Here is a 20,723-nt window from a genome sequence, read left to right as displayed (position 1 = left end):
AATATCGACGCCGATCTATAAGGAGACGAATATGGCAACGCAGAATGTCACCCGGGCTACCGTGTTGCGTCGCGACGCGTTGATCGAATTTGCTTTAGGCATCAAGGCTATTGAGGACAAGGAAGCCAATAAAGTTATTCCGGGGGGAATTACAACAGCAGACGACTTGCTGGAGTGGCTGCGTACCGACCCCTTGGACAACCATCAGGTCAAAACCTCCAAGGTCGCCGAAGCGGCCAGTTGTTTTCAACAATACATACATGCGGTGTATCAAAAGCTCGAACCGGGCTACATCAACCGTGAATTCGACCGCAAAGACCTAAAAGACTGGGACATCGCCAGCCAATACCCGCTATGGGCCGCGAGCCAGCTGCTCAAGTGTATGCCCGAGGATTACATCACCCCTTATGCGCGTATTCGCAAGACCAGCTTGTTCAAGGCCCTTGAGAACAACCTCAACCAGACGCGCCTGACCACCGACTCGGTGCAACTGGGCATTAAGCAGTACCTGCGCGCCTTCGAAGACGTATGCAATATCGACGTGCTCAATGGTTATGTCGATGGACACAACGTTCGCAGTGCCGATTATTACTTTGTCGGACGGGAGCGAATAGCCCCGTATCGCTACCTATGGCGTAAGGCCGACGTCCAGCTGGAGGAGGACACCAAGGCGATAAACCCGGCTGCCTGGAGTGAGTGGAAACCGGTAGACATTCAGTCCGATGTGCAAGTCCTCGACAGCCGTCTGGTCTTTTGGGGGGGGCGCTTGTGCCTGGTCTGGGCCGAGTGGCGACCGGCGTTGTCCGACGGTAACCAGCTGCAAAAACCCTATGAGTTGGAACTGAAGGTGTCCTTCATCAACTTGGGCGGGCAATGGTCGCCGCCCATCCAGTTGCATCTTTCGCAATGGGATAAAGACATCAGCGTCAACTTTCGGCTGATTGCGGTGATGTTGCGAGATGACGACGACCCGCTGTACCCCAAGGGCCGGCTGGCGGTGCATTTGACCAATGCGATGGAAGGCTTGGAGGAATCACAAGCTAATCCGGTGGAAATCTATGAGACCCGCGATGCGCTGTTTCGAAAAGTGCCCGATGAGAATCCGATCATGGACTATCTGGCCATGGTCCGCTTTTTGAAGCCTCAGACACTTCAGCAACGGATCGCGCCGGCGGACTTTCCCAGCCTGACCGAAAGCGTTTCATCGGATGCGACCCCCCTGATGCAAAAAATGACGCTTAAAGCGTTTGTGAAACAGATGCCAGGTAACAATCAGCACCTCTATATACAAGGGCACTTCCCTTTGCTGGCCTTGGGTGGGACGGGAGGATCCAAGGACTTCACGTTAACGGTGTGCGATACCTCAGCAAACGACCCGCCTCCGCAAAAAAAGAACGCCTCCACGAATGGCGGTTGGTCTTTTGATTGGCTTTGTGTGCAACACACCAATTTCGATAATGTGACGGCAACCATTACCGTGGAAGCGGAGGGCGAGGGCTCAAAAACCTTTAAGCTGAGCATGAACGGCGCTCCCGCTGAGCCTCCTCTTCCTGAAGTGCTCAAGACTAACCTTAGGGGCGCGCAGTTCCTGCATCTCACCGATCCGGAACTGACGCTTGAGTATGTACGCCTGAACACGCTGATCGGCGCAGAGTTGGTGACCCGTTCCAATGTCTCCATCGATGCAGTGCTGGATTGGGACACCCAGTTCCCGGATGAGCCGCCCATACCCGGAGGAGACGAGCCCAACGGGCCGTTCGACGGTGCCAATGGGTTGTTTTTCTGGGAACTGTTCTTTCATTTGCCTCATCTGGTGGCGACACGGCTCAAGGATGAAGACCGTTTCGTCGAAGCCCAGCAATGGTTGCATTTCATATTCGATCCCCAGGCCCCCGCTGCTTCGGGCGGTCGGTTGGCGGACCCGAAACGGCGCTATTGGCGTTGCCGACCATTGAGTGTGGACAGCGACGAAACCGGGGTGGGATGCGAAGCGAACGGCCCGACTGATCCGGATGCGATTGCCTATTCCACTCCGCGGCATTATCAGATGCTGATCTATCTGGACTACGTCGATAACCTGCTGGCCTGGGGGGACTGGCTGTACCGGCAGTTGACGCGTGACAGCCTGGTTGCGGCGAAGCTGCAGTATTTGCGTGCGAAAAATCTGATGGGCGAACCACCGCATGCACGCATTCTCAGCCAATGGACGCCGGCCACTTTGGATGAACTGGTCGAGGAGCTGCAAGACAGTGCCGCGCTCAAGGCGTTTGAACGCGAGGTGACGGTGGAGCGAGGGTGGCTACCGGTCAAGACCCGCTTCTTCGAGGACTACGGTTTGATCGGTACGGAGCGCTTCCGCTTGCCGGTGAGCCAGCGAGTGTTGCAGCTTTATGACCTGCCGGCCCAACGCATGTACAACCTGCGCAATAACCTGACCATCGATGGCCGGCCGATGTCTGTCGAGCTGTTCAGCACGATCAATCCTTCCGATCTGCTCGGTCATCTTGCGGCAGGAGGTGTTGGTCCGGTCAGGCCCATTGGCGGGCCTTTGCGTGTGGCAGCATTCCGTTGGCGCGTATTGTTCGATGCGGCCATGCGGGCCACGCAATATCTGCAAGAGTGCGGTAATCAAGTGATGCGCTTGTTGGAACAGCAAGACCGCGTTGACCTGGAATTGTTGCAGCAACGCCACCTGACCGAACTGGGCGATTTCACCGTAGCCATGCAAGAGGAAAACCTCGCTCAGCTAAGGGCCAGCCTGGCGGCGTTGCACAGCAGCCGCGCGATCACGGAACAGCGCCGCGCCCACTACGCGAAGCTGCACTTGGATAATATTTCCAGTGCGGAATACAAGGTTATGTCGGACCTCGATTCCGCCAAGGCTTTATCGGCGGTAAGCACGGGTTTCCACATGGCTGCGGCAGTCATCGATGCTTTTCCCAACGTGTTCGGCCTGGCCAACGGCGGGCATCAGCTTGGCAGCCTTCCCAGAGCCGTAGCTTTTGGGTTTCAAATCGGGGCCGACGTGGTGCGCAGCGACGCCGAGAAGGATGCAACCTCGGAAAGCTACCGGCGGCGACGTGAAGAATGGGCCCTGGCGCGAGATCAGGCAGCCTCTGAGCTGGTGATGATCGATGACAATATCATCGCCCAGGAACATGCGGTCGCGGCGGCGCAAGCCAATTTGGAGTACATCCTAAAAACCAATACCCAGACCCAGGTGCTCTATGACTTCCTGCTTACCCGGACTACAAGTGTCGAGTTGTATCGCTGGTACCTGGGGCGATGCAAGACGTTCCATTATCAGGCCTATGATCAAGTCGTCAGTTTGTGCCTCAGCGCGCAAACAGCCTTGCAGCTGGAGACGGCGGAGTTTGGCCTTTCCCACATACGCACCGATGCCTGGCTGGACAATCATTACGGCTTGACCGCCGGGGATGCGCTACGGCTCGATTTGCTCCGTATGGAAGCCGATTATCTGTTGCGCTACGAGCGACGCCTCGAATTGGTCAAAACCGTGTCTCTGCGCCAATTGTTCGACGATTACGATCAAGACGACGCTGATGATTGGGCCGGCGCACTGGAACAGCTGCGCGAAAGCGGTGTGTTGAATTTCAGCCTGTCTCAGTTGCTGTATGACCGTGATTATCACAACCACTATTGCCGCCAGATCAGCGCGGTGGACGTCACCCTGCCGACGTTGCTCGGCCCTCATGAAAATGTCTGTGCAACGCTGACGCAGGTCAGCAGCGCGACGGCCATCAATCCCTCGCTTCAGTCGTTGCAATATTTCTATGAAGACGACGTCGTGATTGCCCCCCCCGACGTACTGTTGAACGTCAGCAGCGGTGAACACATGGCCGTTTCCACCGGAGTGGACGATTTCGGCATGGCTGCGTTGAGACCCGAGGAGGGGTTGCGCAACCCCTTTGAAAACACCGGGGCCGTGTCTCGATGGACGCTGGCCTTCCCATGGGCAGACCAACCACGCGCGGAACAACAGTTGCAGGCCCTCACTGATGTCATCGTGAAGATCCGGTACACCGCCAAAACGGGCGGGCCGGCCTTTTCCAGCCGAGTCCAAACGTACGTGAAAGACTACACCGCCCGCGCAAGAGGTGAAAAATGAGCCAGGAACCCATCAACACCCGGACCAATATTTGCCTCAATGGGCATTTTGAGACGTCTGCACATTGGAACTTCGGCAGTCCCCCTGCTAGGAAATTGGGCCAATGGGAGGGGCAGAGCATCTACTATTGTTCTCTCTGGAGAGGGACACCATTGCGTCAACAGGTATGTGCCCCTGCAACGCAAGCGACGGGTGCGCAATACACACTGAGCTTTCTCTACGGAAACCGTGGCGATGCCGCCGGTACTTTTTCTCTACGTCGGATCGACACAGAGGACTGCCTGGAAATCTCCCTGCCGCCGACGGGCAGCCGCATGGGCGATAGCGAACCTCTGGCACTGGAGCTGACACGCTGCACCTCGCTGGTACAGTTTGATGTCGATCAAGGCGACCAGTTCGAATTTGAAATAAAGAGTGACTCCACGGCCACACAAAGCACGGATCTCATCATCGCCCGGATCGATTTCCACCTTGAACTTGAACCGCTTGAACTCACCCACATCGTCAACGATGGCGAGGTGCACGCTGTCAATGGCAACCCCACCCTTTACCTTTGTCACGGTGCGACGGGCGATAGAAGCCACCCAATATCCTTCGAGCTCGCGGCGGATAGCCCATGGGCTGGAACCGAAGTGTTGTTGTGGAGCCTGGACAACCCTGAGGAAATGGTGGTCTTGGACCCAGACTGGGATGAAACCCAATCGATCGACGAGGTGTGGCTGGCCGACTGTCCGACGCCCACCAGTAATGACACGCTGCATTTCAACCTATCGATATACAGCAAGTACCACGCTGATCCTTATGAGATTGCCGTGTCGCTGGGGCACCATCGGTTACTGGTAGAGAGTGCTAGGGAACCGGCCCACCAACCAGTGATCGAGCATGATCAGTCGGTCACGATTGGCGTTTATGTGAAATCGTATTACCTCGGCGGGGCCATGCAAAATCATCCGGTGTCCTGGATGTTGGGTGAGGAGGAGCTTGGTATCAGCCATACCGATGCCGGCGGCTACGCCGAATTCGTGTTCGCTCCCACTATCGGGGGCACGCATGAGATAGAGGCCCGCGTTGACAGTCTCTTCCATGCCGGAGGTCATGCAGCGCACGCATTCACGGTGCGAGCCCATGACGAAGATCCCTTGAAGGCTGTGCTGGTCAAGTTCCCCGATAGGGACACCCCACTTCCTTGGGGTAAAGAGCCTGGCCGACCTGAGCGTGGCGCAACGTATGAAATCGAGGTGATATTTCCCCACGACAGCCCTTTGCTCGGGGGCGGTGTCTGGCTGGAGTATGACGGTAGCGACCCTGCGTTGATGGGCGTCACGGTCTCGCCTGACTTTAAACATGAAGTGCCTATCGAAACTTCATTAGTCTGGACTCTGGTTTCCGCAGAAGGGAACAACGACGAGTTCCAATTGCGCCTTGTCAGCGCCGACCTGGAGGAGCCTTCGGTACGAAACCACATGTTGTTGGCCCGCCACGGTCTTGAACTCCAGATCGGTGACGTCCGCGAAGCCAACCGGGTGCCGGTGGTGGATGAGCAAGACTACGTCTGGTGCATGTTGCAGGTGGTGGACCAAAGTGAAGAGCCCGTCGCGGATGTGCCGGTGGAGTGGGAAACCTCTGTAGGAATACAGCGCACCTATACCGGCGCGAGCGGCTGGGCCAGCGTGGTCGATCGACCTACGGCAGACGGTGATTACACCCTGGTGGCACGGGTCAATCCCAAAGAGGGCGACTCAGCGCTGGCGCATGAGTTTGCGATCGAGACATTGCCGACCAGTGCATGGAGCACGGCGAGTTTCATGCTCGATGAAGTTGCGGTCGAGCGGGTGGGCGCGGGTGTGGTTTGCCGAATGGGGCAGACGTATCAATTGCATCTGAAGGTCGCGGCCGATAGTTCTCTGATCGGCAAAGAGGTTTCCCTGCGTTGGCAAGATTTGGCCAGTGCAGAGTCGATAGGCATTGCCGATATGGAAATCCCGATTCCCATTACCGAAGCTGGCGCGCAATGGAGCGTCGAAGCTTCGGTGGCAGAAACCAGCGGCGTGTTTGATTTGCATGTGATATCGGACGATATGGAGGCGCTGGACCTGGCGTTTCGTTTGCTCCCGGACGACTTGAGTGCCGAGGTCCAGTTGTACTTCGACCAGGTGCCCCAAAACTGGGACGCCGATGTCACGTTGTATCCCTGCATCGGCACGACCCACGACCTGACGGTCGTACCCCTGAATAACCTAGGCGGTTTGCATGGGTTATTGCTCGAAACCACCGTGGAGCCCAGCTTGCCCTCGGACTGGATCATCAACCCACCGTTGTCGGAGCCTGCCGCCATGACAGCTGGCGGCGTGCGGTTTCACTGCGATTTCACCAGCGCGAGCATTGCCGCGCAGCATCGCTGGACGATCAATCTCCTGGGCGTTGGCGAGCTAGCCCAACCCTCGGCTTTGGAGGTGAACCTGGGCCACAACCTGGTCAGGCTCGATACGCCTTATGAGGTCGCGTTTGATCCAGTGTTGAGCAACGACGAAAGCGCGCGGTTGGCCCTGCGCTACGTATCGGGATTCACTGGCAAACCAGCGAGCGGTGTCAGCGTGTTTTGGGACGATGGCGAATCCTCCCTGAGCGCGGCGGACGGCATTGCCCAACACAACTATCAGCCATCGTCGGGGGGAGACCATGAGGTCGAGGCGTTGGTGCGCAATCCTTATGACGGGAGCGAGATCAAGCACACGTTTAACGTGTACGCCCATGAGGAAGATCCTTGGCTTGACCTGAAGGTGCGAAGTTTTTCGAACAGCGAACGGCCTTGGGGGGATCAGGCATTCTTCCCTCGTCTGCCGGACAGAACGGAATTGACACTCAGCGTTCCGCAAGGCAGTCCGTTGCTCGACCAAAGGCTGGTGCTGGGGATGAGCGGCGCCCACGAGTTGGAGACGGGATTGGTGTTCGAGCCGGTGGGCTTGGGGATAGAGCGGTCTTGGGACGACAAGGAGGAGCTGTCAGTCTTCCTCTCCAGTGGGCAGACCGACGCCGCGTTCTACTTGCAGCTATCGGCCTCGCGCTTGTTGGCGCGTTCGCCGTTGAATGCTTTTTCCCTGGGGAGCCAAGAGCCGACGGAGGTCCTGGCGAGCAGCGGTCAGGAAGGAAAGGTCGCCGACTGGGGCGAAACCTTGTCGTTTGAAGTTACCTTGATCAGTGCTTTGACGGGACAGCCGGCCAGAAGGGTCCCGGTGTCATGGGAAAGCACCGATGAAACGATGGAGTCTGCCGCCACAACGACGAACTTTTATGGCGTGGCTCGTATCAGTTTCATCGCAGCGGCAGCCGGGTCGGGCAGTGTGACGGCCCGCTCCGCCGGGGGCAGCGAAGTTGTGACGTTCGATTACTATGTGAACGAGCCCTGTGTGATTGAAAGCCTGACCAGCGATAGGCTTGAAGGTGAGCCGGGAGAAGAGATCACCGCCGAGGCCGTGGTGGTCAGTGCCACTACCGGTGAATTGGTCGAAGGGGTGCGGGTGCACTGGTTTTTCAAAGGTGTCGTGCTGGAACCGGTTGTTACGGATGCGCAGGGCAAGGCTCAGATTACCTTTGTGATACCGCCAAGGAGCGGCGATTGCACGTTGAGTGCGTCTGTGCGAGGGGAGTTTGGTTGGGAATCAGCCAGTCTGGTGATAACGGTCAATAGCGAAAATTTTTGGCCTCGGCACTTCAGTCTTTTCGTGGAGGGGCATTTTGTAGAATGGCCCCATGCGTATCTCACTCTATCCGCTCCCGTCGAGATCACGATAGAGCTGGAATACGGCGACAGTTTTTTAGCGGGTGCTCCGGATGCCCAGGTCTGTCTTAAATACGTGCGGGGAAGTGAGTCCGAGAACCTGGTGTTTGATCCGCCGTTGGGAGAACTTTTGGTAATGGAGCGGGGGAGCAGTCCGTTGAGGTGGACTGTTTCAACCAACACGGTGCGAGACTATTCGTTTGCGTTGCAATTCTTGATGCCCTTATTCAGAGAGATTTCCCCGTCTCCCCCAATTTCTGGCACTGTCTTGAGCAAGACCTGACGTTATGTTTGATCACTTCCATTGGCTTTGGGCAATGGCTACCGGGACAGTGCTTTATTTTTTATGACGACTGAACCGTCTGTTGCCTACAAATTCCCACCCTTCTTCCACCCCAGATACAACGTCACCAGCTCGGCCCCCAACTCCCCGGGCCGAGCTTGCAACACCGCCACCCCATGGGCACTCAACCGCTCATGCAACGTCGCCCGCGCACTCAAATATTCCACCGTCCCGCAATAAGCCAGCGCGTCAGACACGGTGTGCACCGGCGCTTGGCGCAGGCGGTCGAGGGCTTCTTCGCGCAGGCTTGCCACCAGCACGCGATGGCGTTGGCCCAGGCGTTTGACGGCGGCCAGCAGTTCTTCATCGTCCTCGTCCCGCAGGTTGGTCACCAGCACTACCAGAGCCCGGCGTTTCTGCCGGGCGAGCAGTTGGGTGACGGCGGCCTGGTAGTCGGCGGGGTGTTGGCTGCTGTCCAGGTCGTAGACGCTGTTGAGCAACACGTTGAGTTGATCTGTGCCCTTGACCGGGGCGAGGTAGCGCGGCTGTTCGCTGGCGAAGGTGCTCAGGCCCACCGCATCGCCCTGGCGCAGGGCGGTGTAGCTGAGCAGCAGGCAGGCGTTGAGGGCGTGATCGAAATGCGACAGCTCGCCGTCCTGGCTGCGCATGCGCCGGCCGCAGTCGAGCATGAAGATGATTTGCTGATCGCGTTCGTCTTCGTATTCCCGGGCGATGGGCGTGCGGTGGCGGGCGGTGGCTTTCCAGTCGATCTGGCGCAGGCTGTCGCCTTCGCGGAATTCGCGCAATTGATGAAATTCCTGGCCTTGGCCGCGCCGCTGCCGCTGGCGGATGCCGAGCTGGCTGAGCCAGTTGTCCACCGCCAGCAGTTCGCCGTCGTACAGACGGGCGAAGTCCGGGTAGACGCGGGTGCTGTCGAGCGCGTCGATCAGGCGTTTGTCGCTCCACAGGCCCATTGGGCTGGGCAGGTTGATTTCGCAATGTTCGAAGGTGAAGTGCCCGCGCTTGAGCGGGCGGACGCGGTAGCCGAGCTGGGTGAGCCGGCCGGGTTGTAGTTGTGCTGAAACAGGCAGTTGTTCGAAGTCCAGGCCATTGGGCACGTGATCGAAAATCTCGATTTCCAATGGCTGGGGCAGGTCGTGGCGGATGTCCAGGCGCACTTCGCTCCATCGGCCCAGGGCCAGGCTGCCGGGCAAATGGCGTTGGACTCGGGGCGAGGGCAGGCGCCGGACGCGCACCGCGTCGAGTATCGACAGGGCCAGCAGCGCCAACAGCAAGCCCCAGTGGATCGACAGCAAAGTCGAGGGCACCGCGATGCCCAGCGCGCGCAGTGCACCCAGCACAATGCCGACGGTCAGCAGGATCGCGAGCCAGGCGAGCAGCAGGCGGGAGGGTTTCATGGGGGCGTGCCCTTGCAGGAGATGTTGGCCTTGGCAAAGAAATTTACTGCAGTGAGGTTTCCTGTGGCGAGGGAGCTTGCTCCCGCTGGACGCGCAGCGTCCCCTTGCGGTGTGTCAGATAGAACTTGGGGGCTGCTTCGCAGCCCAGCGGGAGCAAGCTCCCTCGCCACAAAAAGCATGCCTGCCACAAAGAATTTTCCTGGCACAAAAAGCATTCCTGATACAGAAGACATTCCTGCCATAGAAGGTATTCCTGGCATAAAAAGCACGCCTGGCACAGACGCCTTCATCACAACCTTGGCGCCGACACTTGATCGAGCAACTGCCCCAGCACCTGGTCCACCGAAAGCCCTTCGATGTCCAGCTCCGGCGCCAGCCGTACGCGGTGGCGCAGCACGGCCAGGGCGCAGCCCTTGATGTCGTCCGGCACCACGAATTCGCCGCCGCGCAACATCGCGCGCGCGCGGGCGCAACGCACCAGGGCAATCGAAGCCCGAGGCCCGGCCCCCAGGGTCAGGCCCGGCCAGGTGCGGGTGGCGCGGGCCAGGCGCACGGCGTAGTCGAGCACCTGGTCGTCCATCGGCAGCTCGCTGGCGATGCGTTGCAGCGCTTGCACGTCCTTGGCTTGCAACACCGTGCGCAACGGCTGAACGTCGAGCATGTCGGCGCGGGTCGAGCGGCTGACCTGGCGCACCATGTTCAATTCCTGATCGGCGTCGGGGTAGTCCATGCGCACCTTGAGCATGAAACGGTCGAGCTCGGCCTCCGGCAACGGGTAGGTGCCTTCCTGTTCGATCGGGTTCTGGGTCGCGAGCACCATGAATGGCTGGGCGATCGGCAGCGCGCGGCCTTCGAGGGTGACCTGGCGCTCCTGCATGGCTTCGAGCAACGCCGCCTGGGTCTTGGCCGGTGCGCGGTTGATTTCGTCGGCGAGCAGCAGGTGGGTGAACACCGGCCCCTTGCGCAACTTGAACTGCTCGCTCTGCAAGTCGTACACCGCATGTCCGGTGACGTCGCTGGGCATCAAGTCCGGGGTGAACTGGATACGCGCGAACTCCCCGCCAAAACAGCGGGCCAGGGCGCGCACCAGCAACGTCTTGCCCAGCCCGGGAACGCCTTCGAGCAGGACATGACCGCCGGCGATCAGCGCCGTGAGCACATCATCGATCACGGCTGCCTGGCCGACCACGGCCTTATGCAGCTCGGTGCGGATCGCCTGGGCCAGTTGACTGGCGCGCTGGCGTTGCTGGGCGGCGTGGGCCTGGCTGTCTGAGGGCTCGTTCTGTTCAGTCGTCAATTCTGGCGTTCTCCTAACGGTTTATAAGGCATTCCTAAGGGTTTGCAAAAGGCCGACCTGACGGCAGAAGTCGGCGCTGGACAGGCGTCGTTTCGGCCGGGGGCTGAGGGCCTGGCTGATGGTTCGCGTGGGTTGGCGCGTCAGACGTGCTAGCACTTGCCATTGTTCGGCGACCACCAGTTGTTCGAAACCCGGATGAAGCTGGCGCGCCCGGCGCAGCACGTCCTGTTGCAGGCTGTGCAACAGGTGTTGCTGGCCGTTGTGGCGCAACTGGAAGGCGGCGCTGGCTTGCAGGTGTTCTTGCAGTTGGCGTCGCGCCTTGGGCGCCGGTTGTTGCAGCGGGCCATGGCGCACCGCCGACCGCCACAGCCAAAGGGCGATCAAGGCCAGCAGCGCCACGATGGCCTGAGGGAAGTAGCGCAGCAGCAGGGTCAGCAGGTTGTCGTGGTCGGTATTGAACAGCAGCGTGACGTCGGTATCGGCGCTCAGGTACCAGAGCAGCCAGGCGTTGTCGTACTGGTCGATCTGGTCGTTCTTCCACAGCTCGGCGTCGGTCAGCACGGTGATCGTGCCCAGACCGTGGTTCAGCTGCATCAGGTGAGTCGCCGCCGCGCTGTTGGCCCAGGCCTGGGCGAGGTTCAGCGGGTCTTCGAGGTGAAAGTCGGTGTCGAAGCCGATGTAGGCCGGCGCCTCTTCGTCTTCCAGGTACAGTTTGGTCAATTCGGGGTAGGGATCCTTGATCAGCTCCGGCTCCGGTGCCTTGAGGTCCTTGCTCAAAAGTTGGCGCAGGCGCACGCGGTCCAGCAGCAGGTCGCCGCTGCTGTTCGTGCTGTCGTCCCACAAGGCCTCGGCGACGAACAGCAGGCGCCCGCCGGCGCGGGTCCAGTTCATCAACTGGTCGACGTCCCGTGGCGTCATGTTGCTGCGTTCGCCCAACAGCAACAGGCTGCGTTGGTGCGGTTCGAGCGTGGGCAGCACGTCCAGGCTGTTGGCGTGTTCAACATTGATGCCTTGCTGGCGCAAGAATCGTTCGGCGGCCAGGTACGGGTTGGCCTGGGCTTCGGGGGAGGGGCCGTGCTCGATGGTTTCCTGATAGGGCACGGCCTTGAGGTACAGGTACACCGCCAACGCACAGGTCAACGCGGCACCGACTGCGCCGATCACCCACCCCGTGCGCTGGCTCATCGGGACGCTCCGGGGCCGAACAATTCGCGCCAGCCATTGCACAACTGCTGTTGCAGATGGGCGGGCGGAGGGCGGTGTCCATAGGCAATGTTCTGCCAATGCAGGGTCAGGTGCCTGCTGAAGGCCATCAGCGGTTCGTGCTGGAGCTGTTCAACCCGTTGCAACACCTGGCCTTCGGTGTCGGCCGGCTTGAGGGGCATGTTGAACTCATGGTGCAAGCGGCTGAGCAGCGCTCGGTACAACAGGCCCAACGCCTCGCGTGGCGAGTCGGACCACAACTGCTCGGCGCTGGCCGCGACATCGTTTGGCAAGCTCTCTTCGCGGATATCCAGGTCAAACATGCGTGCCGGCGCGGGGCGCTCCGCCGGCAGGCGTTTCGTTGGCCGGTAGTTGGCGAGCGCCTTGAGCCGTTCACGATAGCGCCAGGCCAGCCAGACGATCGCGCCCACCAGCGTGGCCCAGAGCAGCGCCTGGATCAGCGCAGCGATCGTTTCGAAGCGTTTGGCGCTCCAGTTGAGCATCGATTTCAGCCAGCCGGGGGCTTCATCGGTTTCGGCCGATTCGGTGGCTTCTTTGCCGAATCGATAGCGCGTCACGGTTTCCGGATTCTTGAAAGGGGGTGCGTCAAGGATTGCCTTGATGCTCTCGCGGGAGGCTTGGCTGGTGACGGGTTGGTTGAGCAGGCGAGGGCTCTGGGGTGCGTTGCTGTTGTCATCGGCCCATGCGGGTGGCGCCAGCGGCAGGAGGGTCAGGGCGAGCAGCGCCAGGGCAGGCGCTACGGTGCCCAGGCGTTGGCGCAGGCGGCGGAACACCAGCTCGATGTCCCAGGCTTCCAGCAGGGTGCGTCGATTCAGGTAGAGGCTGAAGCCGCAGGCGACGTAGATCGGCTCCCAGACAATCAGCAGCAGCGGATAGAGGACATTGAGCAGGTGTTCGAGCCACAGCCAATCGTGTTCGGCGACGGCGATCAGGGTTTGCCAGTCCCATTCCAGTTCGACTTGTTGCGGCACGAATAGATAGAACAAGGCCATCAGGCCGAACCACAAGACGGTCTCCAGGTGCACGCCGAGGATGGTCAACCATTGCGCGGCGCCGCCGTTGCGTTGCAGCAGCACGCGCAAGCGCTGCTCTCGTGCCTCGCCGGCGAGCCCTTCGAGTTGTACGACGGGCATCAGGAAGCTGCGACTCAGGCTCAGCCGGCGCCAGGTCAGGCTGGCCAGCAATTGTGGCTTGAGCAGCGTCGGCCATTGGCGCAAGGCCTGTTTCAAGGTCGGCGTCTCGCCAAACAGCGCCTTGGACAAGATGTACAGGGGCAGGCGTTCGAAGGCCGGTTTCAGCCACCAGAATATAAACACCACCAAGGAGGGCGAGTCCCACAGCAACAAGGTCAGTAGCGCATACACCGGCAGTGTGACGATGGCCCAGCTGGCCATCAGCAGCCGCCGGTGCTGCTGGGTCATCAGTACGCCGAGGTCCATGGCTTCCCAGGTGGTGCGTGGGCGGATCGCTACCGTGACGTCACTCAGGCGCATGCTGGCCTCGCCCGGCGAACAGCAGGTAACCGATCACCAGCAGCCACAGTAGCGCGCCGATGGTGTATTTGGTGGAGGGTGTCGCGGCGCTGGAGGACCAATAGGCCTCGACGAACGCTGCAATGAGCAGGAAGAGGATCACCCCGGCGATGATCAGCACGCTTTTGCCGGCGGCCAGTCGCAAGGCTTCGCCCCGCGTGAGGCGTCCCGGCGCAATCAGCGCCCAGCCCAGTTGCAGGCCCGCGGCACCGGCCAGGGTGATGGCAGTCAATTCGAAAGCGCCATGGCCAATGACGAACGACCAGAACGTTGCGCCCGAGCCGATCTGGGTCAGGTGCCCGGCCACCGCGCCAATGGTCAGGCCATTGAAGAACAGGAAGAACGCGCTGCCCAGGCCGAACAGCAAACCACTGGCGAATGTCTGAAAGGCAATCCCGATGTTGTGCATGATGTAGTAGCCGAACATCACCCAATCCTCGCTGGCGGCCCGCTCGATCGAGCGCCCCAGGTGCCCCGCCGCCGGGTCGTACATGCCGCGGATCTGGCTGACTTCCTCGACGCTCAGCAGGCTGTAGACCAGCTCGGGGAACAGGTACACCAGCAAGCCGACGCCGACGAGGCTGCCGATGAACATCAGGCCGGCCACCAGTACGAATCGCCATTGTTCGCGCACCAGGCGGGGGAAGCCGGCCAGGATAAAAGTCGACAGGCCGGTCGAGGGGTGGCTGCGGTCCCGGTAAAGTTGCTGGTGTCCGCGCAGCGCCAGTTGCTGCAAGGTATCCACCAGCAAGCTGCTGTAGCCCCGGGCCTGGGCCAGCGCCAGGTGTTGGCAGAGCTGTCGATAGGCGTGGGGAAAGTCGCTGCTCTGGGGGACATTGCGGCGGCGCTCCAGTTGGTCGAGCAGGCGGGACAGGTGTTCCCATTCCCCTTGGTGGCGGCTTTCGAACAGGCTTTGCTTCATGTCGGCCCCAACAGGCCGCGGGCGATGCCATTGAGTTCAGCCACGGCCCCGGTGGGGTGCACCTTCAATGGCGCGGCCAGGATTGCCGCCAGTTCGGTGACCCTGGCGTCGGACAATTGTGCCTGGCGCTCGGCGAAACCCAGCACGGCGCGTTGTTCCACCAGGGCCAGGGCAAAGGGCGGGCGTAGCGGCCGGGCCATTGGCAGTTCGGGACGCTTGACCGGTTGCTCGCGATAAACCACCAGCGTGCCAGCGGCCAGGTCGCCCAAGCGCTTGAAGGTCGGGTGTTGCAGGCAGCAGAGCGCTCCAAAGGTGTAGCCGAACGGCAACATATCGACGAAGCGCAGCAGGTTGCGGATCAACGAGGCAGACCAGCCGATCGGCCGACCATCATCCTGCACCACGCGCAACCCCATGATCTGCTTGCCGGGGGAGCGGCCCTGGTTCAGCACCTCGAACAACACCATGTACCACCAGCTGACGATGAACAGCAGGATCGAGCCCAGGCCGATCCCCAGTTCGCCGAAGAACGCCAGGACGACAAAGAACAGGCCGAGCACCAGCCCGCGTATCACCAGGTCGATGGCGAAGGCCAGCGCACGAGGCATCAGCCCCGCCGGGCGCAGTGGCAGGTCGATGCCTTCGGGCGTTTCGACCTGGTAACGTGTGTCCAGTGGCGGCGGTAGCGGCGCGTTCCTTTGCAGTGCTGGTGTCTCGAGCATGGGCAACCTGTGATGGCCGTTCGAACGTTCGATCTCGGCGCAGATGCTAGGGTCTGTATGAATGTGTTCGCGGAAGGCCAGACAAGGCGAAACGGGGGAGGAAGTGGAATGTACAGGAGTACATGAGCATTCCGAGCCCCGTTTCAACGCAGTATGGGCGAGTGCGGATACATTTCGTACAGAGCCTATCAGTCTTCGGGCGGGCGCACGATATGGCCGTGTATGTCATTTCATGGCCTGCAACAGGATTAAAGGCGCGAAGGCTGGCGGGCGCAGGGTACGAACGCCTAGACTTCGCCAGTCCTCAGCCCAGGAACACCCCGTGACTTCCATCTTCTGGTACGACTACGAAACCACCGGCATCAACCCACGATGCGACCGCCCCTTGCAGGTGGCGGGAATACGTACCGATTTCGACCTCAACGAAATCGACGAGCCGGTGAACCTGTATTGCCGGCCCAGCGATGACATCCTGCCCCACCCGGCGGCCTGTGCCATCACCGGCATTACGCCCGCGTGCCTGGCGGAAAAGGGCTTGAGCGAAGCCAACTTCATGACACGCGTCCATGCGCAATTGGCTGCGCCTGGGACCTGTGGTGCCGGCTACAACACCTTGCGCTTCGACGACGAAATGACTCGCTACAGCCTGTATCGCAATTTCTTCGATCCGTATGCTCGGGAATGGCAGGGGGGCAATAGCCGCTGGGACCTCATCGACCTGGTGCGCGCCGCCTATGCGCTGCGTCCCGAGGGCATCGTCTGGCCGCAGGAGGATGGCCGCGTCACCCTCAAGCTCGAACGCCTGACGGCCGCCAACGGCATCGACCATGGCCAGGCCCATGACGCGCTGTCGGACGTGCGCGCGACCATCGCCCTGGCCCGGTTGATCCGCGAAAAACAACCCCGGCTCTACGACTGGTTGTTCCAGTTGCGCGGCAAGCAGAAGGTGATGGACCAGATCCGCCTGTTGCAGCCGATGGTGCATATATCCGGGCGCTTCTCGGCGGCGCGAAACTACATTGGCGTGGTGCTGCCGCTGGCCTGGCACCCGAAGAACCGCAACGCCTTGATCGTCTGTGACTTACACCTGGATCCCCAGGGCTTGCTTGACCATGACGCGCAGCTTTTGCGCCAGCGGTTGTACACCCGCCGCGAAGACTTGCTCGACGGTGAGCTGCCGGTCCCCCTTAAACTCATCCACATCAACAAATGCCCGGTGGTTGCGCCGCTGGCTGTCTTGCGCGCCGAGGACCAACTACGGCTGCAGCTGGACATGGAGGGCGTGCATCAGCGGGCGCTGCGGCTAAGTGACGCACAACACGTCTGGCAAGACAAACTCCAGGCTATTTACGGGCAAGAAGACTTTACTGCCAGCGAAGATCCCGAGCAGCAATTATATGCAGGGTTTCTCGGTGATCGTGATCGCCGTTTATGTGAACAAGTTCGCATGGCGGATCCGTCTGATTTGGCCCAACAGCAGTGGCCATTCGACGATGAACGCCTGCCGGAATTATTGTTTCGATATCGTGCGCGCAACTTTCCGGAGACCTTGGATCCAGCGGAACAACAGCGTTGGACACTTTTTTGCCAGCAACGCCTGTCTTTGCCTGAATGGGGCGCGCCGAATACGCTGAGCAATTTTGATGAGGCGATGACAGAATGGATGGACCTATCTTCGCCGTTGCAGCGCGATGTGCTGATGCAATGGCAGGGCTACAGCCAACAATTGCGCAAACGTTTTAGCCTCTAAACTGCCACGCAGCTATTGAAAGCCAGGGTAAAAACCCAGGCATAAAAAAACGCCAGCAAATCGCTGGCGTTTCTGCTTGCAGGCTCCACCTCTTAACGCGCGGCGCCGCTGGCGAGGCTTAGCCCAGCAGGGTTGCCCAGCCTTCTACCACGTCACCGCCCCACTTGGCTTTCCACTCTTTCAACGTCTTGTGGTTGCCACCTTTTGTTTCGATGACTTCGCCATTGTGCGGGTTTTTGTATTGCTTAACTTTACGAGCACGTTTGGTGCCGGTCGTTTTTACCGCGCCGCGGGGTGCTTTACCCGACTTGGCTTCTGGATCCAGCAGGGCAATGATATCGCGCAGGGACTTGGAATATTCGCCCATCAGCGTGCGCAGTTTGCCTTCGAATTCCAATTCTTTTTGCAGTTTGTCGTCTTTGGAGAGGTCGGCCAGACGTTGTTGCAATTCTTCAATAGCTTGTTTTGTGGCGTTGTATTCGGTGATCAGAGACATGGGGACTACCTTATGTAGGACGCTGGTGACAAGGAGACAGTGAAGCAATAGTAATCAGACAGTTTCATCAAGTAAACATTTAAGCCGTGTTTATTTAGTTAAATAGTGCGGGTGCCATGGAAATGGGCATCGCAAATAAATACTCGATGCTGTCTTCATATCCGTTCACACAATTGCGGCGCAGCCACAGGCCACGTCGCGCGCAGCCTCGGTGGTCCCGGACGGGCAGGGTGTGCGATCGATACTGCAGTTTTGCTACGCAATGGCTAGAATGGCCGCCTTTTTGCGAAGTTCTGGAGTTCCCCTCATGCGCACTTTTCGGCTGGTGATCGCTTGCCCGGACCGCGTCGGTATCGTTGCTAAAGTCAGTAACTTTCTGGCGTCCCATAATGGCTGGATCACTGAAGCGAGCCATCACTCGGACAACCAAAGTGGCTGGTTCTTCATGCGTCACGAGATCCGCGCCGACTCGCTGCCCTTTGGCCTCGAAGCCTTTCGCGAGGCGTTCGCCCCGATTGCTGAAGAGTTCTCGATGGATTGGCGTATCACCGACACCGCGCAGAAAAAGCGCGTGGTGCTGATGGCCAGCCGCGAGTCTCATTGCCTGGCTGACTTGCTGCACCGCTGGCACAGCGATGAGCTGGATTGCGACATCGCGTGCGTCATTTCCAACCATGACGACTTGCGCAGCATGGTGGAGTGGCACGGCATTCCTTATTACCACGTCCCCGTCAATCCGCAGGACAAGCAGCCGGCGTTCGCTGAAGTCTCGCGGCTGGTCAAGCAGCATGACGCTGAAGTGGTGGTGCTGGCCCGCTACATGCAAATCCTGCCGCCATCGCTGTGCAGCGAATACGCGCACAAGGTCATCAATATCCACCACAGCTTCCTGCCGTCTTTCGTCGGCGCGAAGCCGTACCACCAGGCATCGATGCGCGGCGTGAAACTGATCGGCGCAACGTGCCACTACGTGACCGAAGAGCTGGACGCCGGCCCGATCATCGAGCAGGACGTGGTGCGTGTCAGCCACAGCGACAGCATTGAAGACATGGTGCGATTCGGTCGCGACGTGGAGAAGATGGTGCTGGCGCGCGGCTTGCGTTATCACCTGGAAGACCGCGTGTTGGTACACGGCAACAAGACCGTCGTATTCTGATCCAACGCAGAATCCGGTGAGGGAGCAAGCTCCCTCGCCACGATTAGCCTTGAGAGGGCATGGACCATGACCGATCCCTTGGACAAAGCCACCGCCAAAGCTCCGCCAACCGTGGGCGAGGGCTGCCTGAGCCGCTACGATCCCGACGCGTTGAGCCCCGAGGACGGCACTGAGTTTCCCGACGCCGCGAAGCTCTGGGACGAGCTGAACGACAAGCCTCAGGGCGACTCCGAACCCAATCAATAAAGGGTCAGGCCTGCCTGAGCCTGATCAGCTTCTTGATCAATGGTCGCCCGACCATCAGGAAAAACACTGGCCCTCCGGCCAGCAGATAGAAGTAATAGGTCACCGCTCGCCAGATCAGAATCGCCGCCGCCGCGGTGGATTTTCCTACCATGGGCGCCAGTAGCGCCGCCGAGGTCAACTCCGCCGCTCCGGCGCCGCCCGGCAGCAGGCTGAACTGCCCCGCGCTCAGAGAGAGCATTTGGATCAGGAAACTCCACGCCCATTGCAAATCCGCCCCCAGCCCTTTCAATGCCAGATAAAGCACGCTGTAGCGCAGCGCCCAGTGCAGGCAGGTCAAGCCGAACACTTGGAAAAGTGTCATTCGGGGCAACTTCAACGTATCGGTGAACGCCGCCAGGAAATTGAGGATCTTGCGTCCCCAACGCCGGCGAGTGCTGGTTTTCACCCGTAGGTGGCGCAGCACTCGGGCACCCAGCAGAATCAGCCGGCGATGGTAGCGCGCGACCAGGGCGCAGCAGGCCAGGCCGCCGAACATCGAAATCGCGCTCAACGCCAGCATCCATTCCATGCGCTGGCTGAGGTTCTGGAACAGCGCGTAGAACAGGATGCCCAGCAAGGCACACAGGAAAAACAGCAGATCGCTCAACTGATCCATCGCGAATACGGCGCTGCCATGGGCCGGGCGCACGCCGTTGCGCGCCAGCAGGGCCATCAGCGTCAAGGGGCCGCCGCTGCCGCCGGGCGTCGCGCACATGGCGAACTCGGTGGACATCACCACGCCCATGCTTTTGACCGCGCCGATGCGCCCACGGTGCTCGCCCAGCAGCAAACGCAGGCGCATCGAGTTCAGCGCCCAGCACAGCACAATCATGCCGAGCATGACCAACAGCAGCGACAACGGAAAGCGCTGCACCCGCGACCACATTTCCCCACCGCCCACCAGCATCGGCACCACAAGCGCGATGAGCAGGGCGGCGACCAGCCAGATCAATCGCTTCATGCGGCGTTACTGACCCGCAGGCCCTGGGTTGCCAGCCAGCCGGCCTTGGTCATCGGCACACGTCCGTCCTCAAGCAGGCGCTGCAGGGTGCGTAGCCAATAATCCCGGGAAAAACCGTGGCGCATGTCCACCGGGTGCAGCCCCAGGCGAATCACAGGTGCCTGGCGCCAGCGCTGTTCGCGCTGGTCGCTGATGATTTTCGACAGGCCCCGGCGCCAGGCGCTGCGCGCGCTCCAGACCAGGCCCGGCGCATCGATCTGGGTGAACTCGGGCAAACGGTAAAGGTGTTGGGTATCGCTGGTGTAACTCAGAGGCAGCTGGCGCAAGGCTTGCCGGGTGCCTTCGCTCATCAGCCAGGCGGGCGCGACGAAACCTTGGAGCGGCCATTGGTACCGCTGGAAGATTTCGATACCGGCTCGTAGGCGAGCGAGGGCGGCCTCTTCGGACAATCCATAGAACTCGCCTTCGTGGGTGTAGACCCGCCGCATGAAAAAGTCCTTGGGATGAAGGGCGGGCGGGCCGTCGTCGCAATGGTAGTAACCGTGCAAGACCAATTCATCGCCGCGCTCGACCCGGCCGTCCAGCAAGCGCCTGAAGCCGGGGTGATCGTCCAGCGCATTGGCATGATGGAAATCCGGCACCACCAGCCAGGTCATCGGCACCTGGCCAAGGGCGTCGACGGCTTCAACGAAGGGCTGGTAGTCGGGCCAGGTCTGGGGCGCGACGTCATGGAGCACCAACAGCAGGCTGGGGGTGGGATTCATTGCCAT

General features: G+C 60.3%; 14 protein-coding genes. 5 read left to right on the top strand and 9 right to left on the bottom strand.

Annotation, left to right across the window (positions count from 1 at the left end; translation table 11 throughout):
* The first annotated feature begins 31 nt into the window (after positions 1–31).
* The gene (locus J3P92_RS19780; RefSeq protein ID WP_434648754.1) at positions 32–4,129 is read left to right on the top strand and encodes a neuraminidase-like domain-containing protein; all 4,098 of its coding nucleotides are present in this window, start codon (positions 32–34) and stop codon (positions 4,127–4,129) included.
* Positions 4,126–8,190: an Ig-like domain-containing protein gene (locus tag J3P92_RS19775; protein WP_434648752.1), complete on the top strand. Its 4,065-nt coding sequence runs from the start codon at positions 4,126–4,128 to the stop codon at positions 8,188–8,190. Before J3P92_RS19780 ends, J3P92_RS19775 begins: the two co-directional genes overlap by 4 nt.
* Before the next feature lie 86 nt (positions 8,191–8,276).
* On the opposite strand, the gene J3P92_RS19770 is transcribed toward J3P92_RS19775, so the two are convergent.
* The 6 genes from J3P92_RS19770 to J3P92_RS19745 all read right to left on the bottom strand — a co-directional run bounded on the left by J3P92_RS19770 (position 8,277) and on the right by J3P92_RS19745 (position 15,305).
* Positions 8,277–9,608 carry a DUF58 domain-containing protein gene (locus J3P92_RS19770; protein WP_434648750.1) on the bottom strand — a complete coding sequence of 444 codons (1,332 nt, stop codon included), beginning with the start codon at positions 9,606–9,608 and terminating at the stop codon, positions 8,277–8,279.
* 289 nt (positions 9,609–9,897) lie between these two features.
* The gene (locus J3P92_RS19765) at positions 9,898–10,905 is read right to left on the bottom strand and encodes an AAA family ATPase (protein ID WP_434607474.1); all 1,008 of its coding nucleotides are present in this window, start codon (positions 10,903–10,905) and stop codon (positions 9,898–9,900) included.
* Between the two features lie 21 nt (positions 10,906–10,926).
* Positions 10,927–12,090, bottom strand: a complete 1,164-nt coding sequence (locus tag J3P92_RS19760) for a DUF4350 domain-containing protein (protein ID WP_434607471.1) — start codon at positions 12,088–12,090, stop codon at positions 10,927–10,929.
* Positions 12,087–13,622, bottom strand: coding sequence for a DUF4129 domain-containing protein (locus J3P92_RS19755; RefSeq protein ID WP_434607468.1), 1,536 nt, complete (start codon positions 13,620–13,622; stop codon positions 12,087–12,089). The genes J3P92_RS19760 and J3P92_RS19755 overlap by 4 nt, the downstream gene beginning before the upstream one ends.
* Positions 13,609–14,583 (bottom strand): stage II sporulation protein M, encoded by a 975-nt coding sequence (locus tag J3P92_RS19750; RefSeq protein WP_434648748.1) that lies wholly within the window; start codon positions 14,581–14,583, stop codon positions 13,609–13,611. Before J3P92_RS19750 ends, J3P92_RS19755 begins: the two co-directional genes overlap by 14 nt.
* Positions 14,580–15,305 carry an RDD family protein gene (locus tag J3P92_RS19745; protein ID WP_420765279.1) on the bottom strand — a complete coding sequence of 242 codons (726 nt, stop codon included), beginning with the start codon at positions 15,303–15,305 and terminating at the stop codon, positions 14,580–14,582. The genes J3P92_RS19750 and J3P92_RS19745 overlap by 4 nt, the downstream gene beginning before the upstream one ends.
* 322 nt (positions 15,306–15,627) lie before the next feature.
* Here J3P92_RS19745 and sbcB point away from each other — a divergent pair, with 322 nt between their 5' ends.
* A complete protein-coding gene (sbcB, locus tag J3P92_RS19740; protein WP_434648746.1) occupies positions 15,628–17,055 on the top strand; it encodes an exodeoxyribonuclease I in 1,428 nt (475 codons plus the stop codon).
* Positions 17,056–17,173: 118 nt separating this feature from the next.
* On the opposite strand, the gene mvaT is transcribed toward sbcB, so the two are convergent.
* Entirely contained in the window at positions 17,174–17,551 is a 378-nt protein-coding gene (gene mvaT, locus J3P92_RS19735) for a histone-like nucleoid-structuring protein MvaT (protein ID WP_420765277.1), read from the bottom strand.
* Positions 17,552–17,858: 307 nt separating this feature from the next.
* On the opposite strand from mvaT, the gene purU reads away from it, so the two are divergent.
* On the top strand, positions 17,859–18,707 hold the full coding sequence (gene purU, locus J3P92_RS19730) for a formyltetrahydrofolate deformylase (protein ID WP_420765276.1): 849 nt from the start codon (positions 17,859–17,861) through the stop codon (positions 18,705–18,707).
* Positions 18,708–18,773: 66 nt separating this feature from the next.
* On the top strand, positions 18,774–18,953 hold the full coding sequence (locus J3P92_RS19725) for a hypothetical protein (protein ID WP_420765275.1): 180 nt from the start codon (positions 18,774–18,776) through the stop codon (positions 18,951–18,953).
* A 4-nt stretch (positions 18,954–18,957) separates the two neighbouring features.
* On the opposite strand, the gene J3P92_RS19720 is transcribed toward J3P92_RS19725, so the two are convergent.
* Together J3P92_RS19720 and J3P92_RS19715 are read right to left on the bottom strand one after the other, a co-directional pair.
* The gene (locus J3P92_RS19720; RefSeq protein ID WP_420765274.1) at positions 18,958–19,953 is read right to left on the bottom strand and encodes a lysylphosphatidylglycerol synthase transmembrane domain-containing protein; all 996 of its coding nucleotides are present in this window, start codon (positions 19,951–19,953) and stop codon (positions 18,958–18,960) included.
* The gene (locus J3P92_RS19715; protein ID WP_434648744.1) at positions 19,950–20,723 is read right to left on the bottom strand and encodes a DUF2334 domain-containing protein; all 774 of its coding nucleotides are present in this window, start codon (positions 20,721–20,723) and stop codon (positions 19,950–19,952) included. The genes J3P92_RS19720 and J3P92_RS19715 overlap by 4 nt, the downstream gene beginning before the upstream one ends.

This window comes from Pseudomonas sp. D3-27, from assembly GCF_051132165.1.
Classification (GTDB): domain Bacteria; phylum Pseudomonadota; class Gammaproteobacteria; order Pseudomonadales; family Pseudomonadaceae; genus Aquipseudomonas.
Note: the sequence above shows the minus strand (reverse complement) of the source record. Positions and strands in the feature narration are given on the sequence as shown.

Bases quoted from the DNA above. Each gene is read 5' to 3' on its own strand.
- J3P92_RS19780 (WP_434648754.1), top strand. From the start codon at position 32: ATGGCAACGCAGAATGTCACCCGGGCTACCGTGTTGCGTCGCGACGCG.
- J3P92_RS19775 (WP_434648752.1), top strand. From the start codon at position 4,126: ATGAGCCAGGAACCCATCAACACCCGGACCAATATTTGCCTCAATGGG.
- J3P92_RS19770 (WP_434648750.1), bottom strand. From the start codon at position 9,608: ATGAAACCCTCCCGCCTGCTGCTCGCCTGGCTCGCGATCCTGCTGACC.
- J3P92_RS19760 (WP_434607471.1), bottom strand. From the start codon at position 12,090: ATGAGCCAGCGCACGGGGTGGGTGATCGGCGCAGTCGGTGCCGCGTTG.
- J3P92_RS19755 (WP_434607468.1), bottom strand. From the start codon at position 13,622: ATGCGCCTGAGTGACGTCACGGTAGCGATCCGCCCACGCACCACCTGG.
- J3P92_RS19750 (WP_434648748.1), bottom strand. From the start codon at position 14,583: ATGAAGCAAAGCCTGTTCGAAAGCCGCCACCAAGGGGAATGGGAACAC.
- J3P92_RS19745 (WP_420765279.1), bottom strand. From the start codon at position 15,305: ATGCTCGAGACACCAGCACTGCAAAGGAACGCGCCGCTACCGCCGCCA.
- mvaT (WP_420765277.1), bottom strand. From the start codon at position 17,551: ATGTCTCTGATCACCGAATACAACGCCACAAAACAAGCTATTGAAGAA.
- purU (WP_420765276.1), top strand. From the start codon at position 17,859: ATGCGCACTTTTCGGCTGGTGATCGCTTGCCCGGACCGCGTCGGTATC.
- J3P92_RS19725 (WP_420765275.1), top strand. From the start codon at position 18,774: ATGACCGATCCCTTGGACAAAGCCACCGCCAAAGCTCCGCCAACCGTG.
- J3P92_RS19720 (WP_420765274.1), bottom strand. From the start codon at position 19,953: ATGAAGCGATTGATCTGGCTGGTCGCCGCCCTGCTCATCGCGCTTGTG.
- J3P92_RS19715 (WP_434648744.1), bottom strand. From the start codon at position 20,723: ATGGCAATGAATCCCACCCCCAGCCTGCTGTTGGTGCTCCATGACGTC.